Genomic DNA, 12101 nt, shown 5'->3' on the forward strand with positions numbered 1-12101 from the left:
GCCTTCTGCTAAAAGCCTGCAGCACGGGACTTTTCAGCGTTTTTCATAGGGAAAATGAGGTCATGACGAGATCCTGAGGCGATTGGAGGATCGGCTTTTCATAGGAGAAATGACATGAAACGTCTCTGTGCGCGGCAGTTTTCCGAGGGAAAAAAAGTTTTTTCTTCAGAGATACCGGAGCCATTTTTTCTCCGGATGGCGGCGTTTATAACCCGAATACCACCGGCACAGCAGGTAAAGAACAAACACCAGCGAGACAAAAAAACCGTATACGGCCACCAGGTTGTAGCGGTTGAACCCTATGATATGCGCGGTGGCCGCCGTGAACACCAGGTGAAGGATATAGTAAAACATGGGCACTTCCCCTATGGTAACGAAGAACCTGACCACAGCATTCTTCACCCCTTCTACCAGGGCGAGGGCCAGCAGCGCAGGCCCCAGAGTCATCAGGGCGAACAATAACGACACCGGATATTTGGTGGTGCGCAGAAATGCCATGAAGGAGTACAAGGCATTCTTACCCGCCTCCCAGGGGCGCGGGTCTCCGTAGAGATTGAAATATCGCAACACGATGAACAGCACAATGGCACCAGCGCCAAGGCCCGTCAGCAGCACCTTTCTGCGTTCTATCGTAAATTCTCCTGAGTAGAGGTACCCCAGGCAATATCCCAGCGCCACCAGCCCGAAGTACGTGAACACGGGGTATAAAAAGAAAACGCCGATACCACCCGGGAGCGATCCCACTCCGCCGCGATAGAAAAATGCCCAGAACGTTGCCATGCCGCTGCCCTCAGGAAAAGAGATATTTCCCAGGGTGTTGTGCAGGAACAACACAAGTAGTCCAAAGACGAGCACAGCACGATAGGGCAGGTAGATCAGGAATGCCAGAAAGATCATGCTCACGCCAATAGCCCAGATCACCAGCAGCGAGATGAAAGGCTGAAAGAAAGCAGCGGGTGACTGCCAGCACAGACGGAAAAGCGTTAGCTCGAGCGCCACCAGCAACAGCCCCCGCGTGACGAGGAACCGGAACACCTGCTTTTTAGACTGCACCTTCTGCTGCATGAGGTAGGCAGAAGTGCCGACAAGAAAAATGAATACGGGCGCACAGAAATGGGTAACCCACCGCGTGAAGAAAAGCACCGGTGTGGTCTGGGTAAGGTCTTCAGCATTGAACTGATAGAAGCTCTCATGGAGAAAAGTACGGGCGTGATCGATGGCCATCAGCACCATCACCACGCCGCGTAAAAAGTCGATGGAATGGATCCGCGTTCTTGTTTCCCGATAGCTGTCGGGATGTTTTAGCGCTGTGGGAAGTACTGATGTTTCCATATCGATAGAACAGGTTTGTTTCCTTGAGTCTTCGGACCACTGCGCACATGGCCACGCGCCAGGCAGTGGTCAGGCGACTACCCGCGCCAGCAGTGGTCAGACGACTAGTCCCGGCGCAGGAATCTCACCGGATCGCTGAACGCCACCCTGGCCAGGTAATAGCTCACCGAGAGCAGCCCCGCGAGCAGGATGCAAACGCCAGCCTTGATGAACAGCGCCGAGTCGAGGTCTATCCTGTACTGGAATGTTTGCAGCCACAGGTTGCCCAGGTACATGGCGATCGGCACGCCCACAACAATAGCGATCAGGTTGAACACGGCGTACCGCGTATAAAGCTGCCGCACAATGGTCATCTGATCGGCACCGAATACTTTGCGGATGGCGACTTCTTTCAGCCTGCTGCTAAAGAGCAGCGAGCTCATGGCGAAGAGGCCGTAGCATGTAAGGTAAAGGGCGATGACCGTAAAGAACAGGATCACGTTACTAAGCCGGCTCTCCTTGTCGTACAGTCTTTCCAGCTGCCGGTCGAGGGCTTCATATTCAAAAGGTTTGTCAGAGAATTTTTTCCACAAGGCGCCGATCGAAGCAATACCACTTTCGGGCGAGGTGCCTGATACCCTGATGATGGCGGTTCCAAAACCAGTATCGGGTGTAAGCACAATGGGTTTCACAGGTCCGTGCAACGACTCGAAGTGGTAATCCTCGATCACGCCGATCACGATGCCCTTTGCCATGATCTTCGTGGTGCCGGCGGCAAATACCTCCAGCGTTCTGTTCAACGGATCGTCAAGCCAGCCCAGCTCGATGGCAGCGCGCCGGTTGATAATGAAAGGCCATGCCGAATCGTACTTTGCCTCAGGATCGAAGTCGCGGCCCATGAGCAGTTTTATTTTCAGGGCCGACAGGAATTTGTAATCCACCCACGCGAACGGCATCATCACCGGTTTTTCATACGATCCGCCTTCGGGCACAAACCGCCACGTGTTGCATCCTGTGCCGGGAACAGGTCCGCCGGAAACCTCCACGATATCCTTACTTTTCTGAAGCTCGGTCTTGAATGCTTCCAGCTTGGGCCACAGGTCCTCGTTCATATTCACGAGCACGATATTGTGCCTGTCAAAACCGAGGTCTTTGTTCCTGAAGAAATCGATCTGCCGACTGATGATGAACGAGAACACCAGCAGCACAAATGAAAAGCAGACCTGGAGGCCCATGAGGATATTCCGGAGCCTTGCCTTATCGGGACTGCGGTACTGCTGCAGCAACAGGTAGCTCGAAGCCTGCATGGCATACCGGATGGCGGGACGAACCACTGCCACGATACAAATGAGAATGATCAGTGCCAGCAACCCGCCCATGATCATACCGTTGGGCGCTGTCCACAGGTAAAGGTTCTTCTGCACCAGCAGGTTGAAATCCGAAATAAAGATCTGGCAGAGGATCACGGCCAGCACGAAGGCTGTAACACCGATCAGGATACTCTCTATGGAAAGCTGAATGATGATCCTCATGGCGTTTTGTCCGAGGAACTTACGGATGCCTACTTCGCGGGTGCGGCTGGTGATCTTGAAATAAGAGAGGTTGATGAGGTTGATGGAAGACACAATCATGATCACAAAGGCAACGATCGAGAACAACCGCACATACAGGATGTTGCCACCGGGTTCGAGCTCCTGCGCGAGATTTGAGTTCAGGTGAATGTCTGCCACGGGCTGAAGCTCGAGCCACGCATCGGGCCTGAAGCGCTCCGGGAAATATTTGTTGACCACCAACGGAAGTTTGGCGCGCACGCGGTCAGGTGCTACGCCCGTTTTCAGCATAATATAAGTATAGGCGCCATACCAGTACCACTTGTTCTCTCTTCCTTCAAGGCCTGTCTCCCTTCGCCACTGGTTGAGCTGCAGCGTGAGGGGAACAACTGCATCGAACCTGATGTGCGATTGCTCCGGCACGTTGCGCATCACTCCCGTGACGGCAAGCGGTTGTTGTCCGTCGACCAGCAAGGTTTTCCCAATGGGGTTGGCATCGCCGAAGTATTTTTTTGCTGCGCGCTCCGTGAGGATGATGCTGGCGGGTTCGTTCATTGCCGTTTCAGCATCGCCAACAATGAGCGGGAAGGTGAAGACATCGAAAAAATTGCTGTCGGCCATTACCACACGCTCCTGGAATTTTTTATCACCATAATGCAGCATGGGATCCGTTTTGAAAATTCTCACTGCCTGTTCTATCTCCGGCAGCTCCGATTGCAGCGCCTGTGCCGCGGGAAATTGTGTGGCCGCCATGTTGAATTCCACATCACCCGACTTCAGGTGTGCCGCCACCCTGAAGATCCGGGGGTGCCGCTCGTGGAACTTGTCGTAGGCAAGCTCATCGTTGATGAACATCATGATGAAGAGAAAAGAAGCGAGGCTCAGCATGAGGCCCAGCAGCGACACGAGGTAGTAGCTTTTATCTTTTCTCACCAGGCGCGTAAAGAAGAGTAGCGTATGGCTGATCATGTTGATGGTGGTCTGGACTCCCGCATTCCTGGGGCGGCGCGCCATGCGCATAAAACCCAGTCCTTCCAGAGTGTAGAGCAGCTTCGTTTTCCAATGCGGCGTGTTGCGCTGCAGCTTGCTCCGGAACTTTTCTTCAAGATCACCCAGGCTGGCTTCCAGCAACCGCGGCTCCAGGAACATGCCCAGGAACCGTTTCACCCACTGTGGAGGTTCGTGACGCGATGACGTGCTCATATAAAGTGTTTTATTTCATCACCAGACTATTGGCAAAGGCTGCTTTGGGAATGGCGCGCCAGAGGTCATTGCGCATATCTCTCGCATTGGCCAGCGCTTTCTGACCCGATCTTGTAACGCGGAAAAGCAGCTTCCTGCGACCACCGCGTTCATTCGTAGCGCCGTCGAGCCGCGACTCCAGGTAGCCTTTTTCTTCGAGGCGATGCAACGCTACGTGAATGGTGCTGAGCGTTGCTTTTCGATCGCAGCGTTTGCGCAGCTCCTCCTGGATGGCCACTCCATACGCATCATCGAACAACACGCCTACCACCAGTAAAACGATTTCCTCCAGTTCGCCGAGATTGGTTCCTTTCATTGCTAAAATGCTTGGTATACCTAAAGATAATTATTTGTTTCGTATTTGTCAATATTACAAATATAGTCCACGGTCCACAGTCGACAACACAACCGAGAAACAACCCTTTGAGGGTTATACATGTGGCATCAACTTAAATGAGCCACTGCCTCCTGAAAAGCCCTCAAAGGGTTGCTACGTGGACTGTGGACTCTTTTCCAGTAAATGCAACCCAATTGCACCCCTTTCGTCCCTATCTTTGCTTCGTGAGGGTGATCATCATTCTATACGCCTTTTATATTGCGGGTCTCGCATGTTATCCGTGCACAGACGGTCAGACGTGTGTGGATGAGGTGAAGTCGTCCATCGCGGTGATCGATACAGATGGCCATGCGCACTCGGATGCCGAACAGGATCTTTGCTCACCCTTTTGTATCTGCAGCTGCTGCAGGGCACAGATCCAGCAACCCTCCTATTACTTTTTTGACTTCCAGGCCGTACGCCTCGCAGAACAGCGTTGCGATCTAAGAACTCCTGGTATTCAAACACGTGCGGTCTCTATCTGGCAGCCGCCCAAGATCGCCTGACATTCTTCTGATTTACTCCTGAAGTACAAGGAGCTGATCCGCAATTTTAAGATCCAAGGCAAGCATTCCGTTCAAGGTATGGCCTAACCATACATTCCGCCAATGCGGTTTGAACCGATCATCGCTTTTGCCGATGTGTATTTCATCATTCATAGTTTTATGTTAGACAAGATCATTCATTATTCCATTCATAATAAGCTGGCCATCGGCTTGTTCACCTTTTTTCTCATCGTGTGGGGTGGCTACTCCGTGACACAGCTGCCCATTGACGCGGTGCCGGATATTACCAACAACCAGGTGCAGGTGATCACCACGGCTCCTTCGCAGTCGGCGCTGGACATCGAGCGGCTCGTTACCTACCCGGTGGAGCAGACCATGGCCACCATTCCTGACATTGAAGAGATCAGGAGCTTCTCACGTTTTGGTCTTTCAGTGGTTACCATTGTTTTCCGTGACGAGGTCGACGTTTACTGGGCCAGGCAACAGGTAAGCGAACGACTCACAGAAGCGGCGCGACAGATCCCTCCTGGTGTAGGCACACCTGAGATGGGGCCCATCACCACAGGGCTGGGCGAGATCTACCAGTATGTCATCAAACCGAAAAAAGGTTTTGAAGACAAGTATACCGCCATGGAGCTACGCACTATCCAGGACTGGATCGTACGAAGGCAGTTGCTGGGAATACCGGGTGTAGCCGATGTGGCCAGCTTCGGCGGCCACCTGAAACAATATGAGATCGCGCTTGATCCCGACAAGGTGCGCAGTTACAACCTCAGCATCTCCGCCATTTTCACGGCACTGGAGCAGAACAACCAGAATACCGGAGGCGCTTATATCGATAAAAAACCTGAAGCGTATTTCATCAGAAGCGAGGGACTCATCGGCTCGCTTGACGACATCGGTAAGATCGTGGTGGCCAATACCGCCTCCGGTGTGCCGGTGCTGATCCGCGATGTGGCAGAGGTGCGTTATGGAAGCGCCACCCGCTATGGTGCCATGACTTATAATAATGAAGGAGAAGTAGTGGGCGCCATTGTGCTGATGCTGAAAGGTGAAAATTCCAGCGCGATTGTGAACCGCGTGAAAGCACGGATCACCCAGATCGAAAAAACATTGCCCGAAGGTCTCGAGATCGACGCGTTCCTTGACCGCAGCAAGCTGGTGAGTCGCGCCATTGGTACCGTAGAGAAAAACCTGATCGAAGGTGCGCTGATCGTGATCGCCGTGCTGGTGCTTTTCCTCGGCAACCTCAGGGCTGGGCTGATCGTGGCTTCGGTGATCCCGCTGGCCATGCTCTTTGCCGTATCGCTCATGCATGCGTTCGGCGTTTCAGGCAACCTCATGAGTCTGGGGGCCATCGACTTCGGGCTCATCGTTGACGGCGCTGTCATTATTGTAGAAGCCACCATGCATCACCTGGGCCTTCGTACCATTACACAAAGACTTACGCAAACAGAGATGGACAGCGAGGTGTACACGTCGGCTTCCCGGATCAGGACCTCCGCTGCTTTCGGGGAGATCATCATCCTGATCGTGTACTTACCTATCCTTGCGCTCACCGGGGTTGAAGGAAAAATGTTCCGCCCCATGGCCCAGACGGTAGGCTTCGCTATTCTCGGCGCCTTCATTCTTTCGCTTACTTATGTGCCCATGATGTCGGCAGCATTTCTCAGCAAGGAGCCACACCATAAGCGCAACTTCTCCGATCGTATGATGGACTTCTTTCACAGGTTATACGAGCCTGTGATCAACGGCGCGCTGAAGCACAGGCTGATCACGGTGCTGATCTCCGTTGCATTGTTCGTGGTCAGCTTCATGTTGTTCCTGAACATCGGAGGAGAATTCCTGCCGACGCTCGAGGAAGGTGACCTGGCGGTGGAAACACGGGTGCTTACAGGTAGCAGCCTGTCGTATACCGTAGAGACATCACAAAAAGCCGCTGAAGTGATCCTGCGTGAGTTCCCTGACGAAGTTGTAGAAGTAGTATCCAAGATCGGCTCCTCGGAGATCCCCACCGACCCCATGCCCATTGAAGCGTGCGACCTGATGATCATTCTGAAAGACAAAAAGGAGTGGACGAAAGCATCGGGCCGTGAAGAGCTGACGGAAAAAATGGCGGAAGCGCTGGAAGTAGTTCCGGGAGTGACGTTCGGATTTCAGCAACCGATCCAGATGCGTTTCAACGAGCTGATGACCGGTGTGCGCCAGGATGTTGCCGTGAAGATCTTCGGTGAAGACCTCGAGGTGCTCACAGGGCTTTCGAAAGCTGTGGCGGGTATCGTTTCAAAAGTGGACGGCGCCCGTGACCTTTACGTGGAAGAAGTGAGCGGGCTTCCGCAGATCGTGATCAACATCAACCGCGATGAGCTCGCCAAATACGGGGCCAGCATCGCTTCCGTGAACCAGACCATCAACACTGCTTTCGCAGGACAATCTGCCGGCCTGGTCTTTGAAGGTGAAAGAAGGTTCGACCTGGTGGTGAGGCTTCATGAGCAAAGCCGGCAGCAGATCGAAGATGTCAGAAATCTATTTATCACTAATCAGCGTGGCGAGCAGATCCCGCTCAGTCAGCTTGCCGATATTCAATTCAGGATGGGGCCAAACCAGATCCAACGCGAGGACGCCAAACGCAGGATCATTGTAGGTTTCAATGTGCGGGGCCGCGACGTTGACGGTGTGGTGAAAGAGATCCGGCAAAAGATCGAAGAAGGTGTCTCCTTTCCACCCGGCTACTACCCTGTGTACGGAGGCCAGTTCGAGAACCTGCGCGAAGCACAGGCCCGGCTCGCCATCGCAGTACCGGCGGCCTTGCTGCTGATCTTCATTTTATTGTTCCTCACCTTCCGCTCGGTGAAACAGTCAGTACTGATCTTCCTCTCCATCCCTATGGCGGCCATCGGTGGTGTGCTGGCCCTGCTGCTAAGAGGTATGCCCTACAGCATTTCGGCAGGCGTTGGTTTCATTGCCCTGTTCGGCGTGGCGGTATTGAATGGCATCGTGCTCATCGCAGAATTCAACAGGCTTAAAAGTGAAGGGGTCACTGATTTACACCGCATAGTGCTCAACGGAACACGTGTACGTCTTCGCCCTGTGCTGATGACGGCGGCGGTAGCCTCACTCGGTTTTTTGCCCATGGCACTCGCCACCAGCGCCGGAGCCGAGGTACAGAAGCCGCTCGCTACCGTTGTGATCGGAGGACTTGTATCCAGCACCATTCTTACATTGGTGGTGCTCCCCGTTTTATATACCTACTTCGAACGTATCGGCTCAAGGCCCTCAACATATCAGTCATGAAAACATTCATCATCTTTATTTTATCCTTTGCCTGCCTTCCGGTTTCAGCGCAGGTCATTTCGATCACGGAAGCCGTACAGGAAGCCGTGAAGAACAACGGTATGCTCCGCGCTGCCTCCCTGACGGCAGACCAGCAGCAACAATTGCGGAAGGCTTCAATCGACCTGCCCAAAACAGAAGTCAGTTTGTTATACGGCCAGTATAACAGCATCGCCAGGAACGACAACAATATCACGATAGCCCAAACCATTCCGTTCACTGCATTCGGAAGCCAGGCTGCGCTGAACAGGTCACAGGCTATTGCAGCGCAGCTCAAAAGAGCCAGCACTGAGAATGAGCTGATCTTCCAGGTAAAGCAAACGTACTATCACCTGGCGTTCCTAAAGGCAAGACACGACCTGCTTCAACAGCAAGACAGTCTCTATGCAGGCTTGCTGAAGGCGGCGTCGGCGCGTTTCCAATCAGGGGAAACCAACCTGCTTGAAAAAGTCACCGCGGAAGCAGAAACCCACCAGGTGAAAAACCTGCTACGGGAGAACCTGGCCGACATCGCAGTTTACAGAGACAGGCTGCAAATGCTGCTGAACAGCACACAACAGTGGGATGTAATACCGGATGCCTTCCAGGAAATGCAGGCGTCAGTCGATACGTCCATAACCGCGAATCCGGAATTGTCTTTCTCAAGGCAGCAGGTTGAGATCTCGCTGAACCAAAAACGCCTGGAGCGTGCCCGGCTTGTGCCCGATCTCACCGTGGGCTTCTTCACACAGACACTGATCGGCTACCAGACCATCAACAACCAGGAGCAGTACTTCGGAAGCGACAAGCGGTTTCATGGATTTCAGGTAGGCATTTCGTTACCCCTCTGGTTCACGCCCCACGCCGCACGCATTAAAGCTGCCGAATACAACCGACAGTCCGCACAGTCTGCCTTTGCGTATCAGCAGCTACTCATACAAGGCGAAATGAAACAAGCGGTTGAGGAGTTCAGGAAGAACAGGAACAGCCTGCTGTATTACAAGGCATCGGCACTACCGAATTCAGCGCTCATCCTCAAACATGCGGGCCTCTCCTTTCAGAACGGCGAGATCGGCTTCACTGAATATTTATTAAGCGTTAAAAATGCCATCGCCATCAGGGAAAGTTACCTGCGCACCCTGAACAGCTACAACCAGTCGATTTTCACCATAGAATTTCTTTCAGGCAATCAACTCCACTCGAAATGAAAACCATGAATAAGATCAGATTCCTATTGTATATTATTATTAGCGCCACCGTAATTTTTTCCTGCGGAAACGATAAACGCGAAGAAGCCGCTGCTGCGGAAACACATCATGACGAAGAGAGCGATATTGTTGAGTTCACCGATGCGCAGATGAAAACCACGGGCGTGGCGACCGGCCATGTTGAAGACAAACAGATCAGCGGCACCATCAAAGTGAATGGCCATCTCGACGTGCCGCCCCAGGAGCTTATCAGCATATCCGTTCCACTCGGAGGTTTTTTGAAAGACACAGAGCTGCTGCAGGGCTCGCGGGTGAGAAAAGGACAGGTGATCGCCGTGATCGAGAACCCTGACTATATCCAGATCCAGCAAGACTATCTCGAAGCCAAAAGCCAGCTCAGCTTTGCCAGCGCCGACTACGAACGGCAAAAGGAGCTTGCCCAGGAAAATGTCAATTCACAAAAGACATTGCAGCACGCCCGCACAACTTTTGAGACGTGGCTTGCTAAGACCAACGCGTTCAAAGCACGGCTTCAGTTGCTGAACATCAACCTCAAGTCGCTGGAGGAAGGCAACATCACGGGCCGTATCAACCTGTATGCGCCGATAGACGGTTATGTAACGGAGGTGAACGTGAACATCGGCAAGTACGTCAATCCCACGGATGTGATCTTCGAGATCGTAGATACCCGCCACCTGCACGCGGAGCTGATCATCTTTGAAAAGGATGTTCCCAAGATCAGGATCGGGCAAAAGGTTCGTTTCACGCTGGCCAACGAAACGGCTGAGCGCATGGCAACCGTGTACCTGATCGGCCGAGAGATCAGCACAGACCGCACCATCCGTATCCACTGCCACCTCGACAAGGAAGACTCTCAGCTGCTGCCGGGTATGTACCTGAAGGCCATCGTGGAAGCCGGCAGCACCAAAGTTGCGGCCTTACCGAATGAAGCCATCGTTGATTTTCAGGGAAAGAAATACATTTTTATTGAAGCAGCGGAAAAAGAAGGACACAGTGACGGAGCCGCTGAAGACGGTCAGCATTTCCAGATCATAGAAGTCCAGACTGGCAACAGCGAGTTGGGATATACAGAAGTGATGTTACCAGAGAATATTACCAAGGAAACGAACATTGTTGTGAAAGGAGCGTATGCGTTGCTTTCTAAAATGAAGAATAGTGAAGAAGAGGGGCACGCACATTAATTAGTAGGCAGTAGGCAAAAAGGCAGTAGGCAATAGACCGAGCAAGCAATCATCTCTCACTTCGAACTGGAACAACACCGGCTACCCTGGAATCAAATTTTGCCTACTGTCCCGATATATCGGGATTTGCCTACTGCCTACTTATTTTACCCTCCTATCGTCTTCGTAGTGGTGACGCCGTTGATCGTGATTGTGATCGTCCGGTTCTCGCATGATCCATCGCCGAAATCGACGATCACGGTATCGTCACCATATAGTGTTTCGAGTGTGCCGCTCACGGGGCCAAACTTGCGCCGGCTGCAGGCGATATTCTCAACAAGGGGAGCAGTTGTCTTATGTGAATACAATACCGAACCATCGGCAACAGCTATGGTTGTACTCACTTCCGTGATGATAGTACCACTGACTGGTTTGCCGGTGGTTGCATCGAGGGTGAAGCTGGTGGTGCGCGCTTTGTCGCTGGTCCAGGTTGTAACGGTGCCATCCGCAAACGTGATCCTGCCATCGCTCACAGTTGTCACAGATGTTCCCGAACCGGTGCTTGCATCGTAATTGCTGACCCGCGTCCTTGTTCCTTCGATCTTCGCACCGTTGACAGAGTAATCTTCAAACGTGGTGATCTCCGTGTTGCTGGAAGCATCTCCACTCCTGGTAATGATGATCTTACCCGCGCGGGTAATGGAGATGGTATCGCGGTTGAAGGTGACTCCGTCGCCAAAATCGATCACCGTTTTCGCGATCGTAGACAAGAGTGAATCATAACCTGGAAACTGTTTCCCGCTGAAGCTGCATCCATTCGGGCCGCCTGCCTTGGGAACAGAAAGTTGCACCACCTCACCATCGGCATTGTAGTGCGTGATGGTGGCACCACCATTGCCCGAAATGCGAAGCCCCCTGAAATCGCCTGCACTCTCCGCATCAACAATGGCCAGCAGCTCATTGGTAGGTGCCAGCAGACTCACGCCATCAAGTATTCCACGGTAAGGTTTGTGATGACCGTGCCTTCCCTTGGGCGGCGGTGCACCGGTGCTGTCAGTGCTGCTTCCACTGATCCTGAAGCTCGTTCCACTGGCAAGCTGCCCCGAAGTCTGCGCCACATCGATCAGCTCAGTCGTCCCTTCGTCGCCCGTCTCATTCGCCGAAAGTGAGTCTTCACTATCGCATCCCGCCACCAGCGCTACACCAAGCGCAAACAGAAATAATTTTAATGATAGGTATCTCATAGAAAATATTGTTTAGGCTTAATACGCCGGGAAAGCTTAAAAATTACCCTGGTATCTGGGTGTGTAGTTCGATAGCCGAAATGTGTCGACCAACCGACCAGGATTAACAGGATTATAGGATGGACAGGATTTTGGGATTAACAGCATTGACAAGATGCAACAATCCCTATT

8 protein-coding genes are annotated in these 12101 nt (G+C 52.7%); 4 read left to right on the forward strand and 4 right to left on the reverse strand.

Features of this window, described 5'->3' with window-relative positions:
• Positions 1-165: 165 nt before the first annotated feature.
• The 3 genes from KK083_RS03480 to KK083_RS03490 all read right to left on the reverse strand — a co-directional run bounded on the left by KK083_RS03480 (position 166) and on the right by KK083_RS03490 (position 4419).
• Positions 166-1332 carry an acetyltransferase domain-containing protein gene (locus KK083_RS03480; RefSeq protein ID WP_254160729.1) on the reverse strand — a complete coding sequence of 389 codons (1167 nt, stop codon included), beginning with the start codon at positions 1330-1332 and terminating at the stop codon, positions 166-168.
• A 104-nt stretch (positions 1333-1436) separates the two neighbouring features.
• Positions 1437-4064, reverse strand: a complete 2628-nt coding sequence (locus KK083_RS03485; protein WP_254160730.1) for an ABC transporter permease — start codon at positions 4062-4064, stop codon at positions 1437-1439.
• Between the two features lie 10 nt (positions 4065-4074).
• Positions 4075-4419 carry a PadR family transcriptional regulator gene (locus KK083_RS03490; RefSeq protein ID WP_254160731.1) on the reverse strand — a complete coding sequence of 115 codons (345 nt, stop codon included), beginning with the start codon at positions 4417-4419 and terminating at the stop codon, positions 4075-4077.
• A 251-nt stretch (positions 4420-4670) separates the two neighbouring features.
• Between KK083_RS03490 and KK083_RS03495 the strand changes: the two genes are divergently transcribed.
• The 4 genes from KK083_RS03495 (at position 4671) to KK083_RS03505 (ending at position 10707) form a co-directional block, all read left to right on the forward strand.
• Positions 4671-4985, forward strand: a complete 315-nt coding sequence (locus tag KK083_RS03495; RefSeq protein ID WP_254160732.1) for a DUF6660 family protein — start codon at positions 4671-4673, stop codon at positions 4983-4985.
• A gap of 102 nt (positions 4986-5087) precedes the next feature.
• A complete protein-coding gene (locus KK083_RS03500) occupies positions 5088-8279 on the forward strand; it encodes an efflux RND transporter permease subunit (protein WP_317195208.1) in 3192 nt (1063 codons plus the stop codon).
• A complete protein-coding gene (locus KK083_RS32620; protein ID WP_317195209.1) occupies positions 8276-9505 on the forward strand; it encodes a TolC family protein in 1230 nt (409 codons plus the stop codon). Before KK083_RS03500 ends, KK083_RS32620 begins: the two co-directional genes overlap by 4 nt.
• A 5-nt stretch (positions 9506-9510) precedes the next feature.
• Positions 9511-10707 (forward strand): efflux RND transporter periplasmic adaptor subunit, encoded by a 1197-nt coding sequence (locus KK083_RS03505; RefSeq protein WP_254160733.1) that lies wholly within the window; start codon positions 9511-9513, stop codon positions 10705-10707.
• A 146-nt stretch (positions 10708-10853) separates the two neighbouring features.
• Here the strand turns inward: KK083_RS03505 and KK083_RS03510 are convergent, their stop codons facing one another.
• Positions 10854-11930, reverse strand: coding sequence for a hypothetical protein (locus KK083_RS03510; RefSeq protein ID WP_254160734.1), 1077 nt, complete (start codon positions 11928-11930; stop codon positions 10854-10856).
• Positions 11931-12101 lie beyond the last annotated feature (171 nt).

This window comes from Chryseosolibacter histidinae, assembly GCF_018598225.1.
Lineage (GTDB): Bacteria > Bacteroidota > Bacteroidia > Cytophagales > Cyclobacteriaceae > Chryseosolibacter > Chryseosolibacter histidini.

Coding starts and splice junctions, on each gene's coding strand:
- KK083_RS03480 (WP_254160729.1), bottom strand. CDS start 1,332: ATGGAAACATCAGTACTTCCCACAGCGCTAAAACATCCCGACAGCTAT.
- KK083_RS03485 (WP_254160730.1), bottom strand. CDS start 4,064: ATGAGCACGTCATCGCGTCACGAACCTCCACAGTGGGTGAAACGGTTC.
- KK083_RS03490 (WP_254160731.1), bottom strand. CDS start 4,419: ATGAAAGGAACCAATCTCGGCGAACTGGAGGAAATCGTTTTACTGGTG.
- KK083_RS03500 (WP_317195208.1), top strand. CDS start 5,088: ATGCGGTTTGAACCGATCATCGCTTTTGCCGATGTGTATTTCATCATT.
- KK083_RS32620 (WP_317195209.1), top strand. CDS start 8,276: ATGAAAACATTCATCATCTTTATTTTATCCTTTGCCTGCCTTCCGGTT.
- KK083_RS03505 (WP_254160733.1), top strand. CDS start 9,511: ATGAATAAGATCAGATTCCTATTGTATATTATTATTAGCGCCACCGTA.
- KK083_RS03510 (WP_254160734.1), bottom strand. CDS start 11,930: ATGAGATACCTATCATTAAAATTATTTCTGTTTGCGCTTGGTGTAGCG.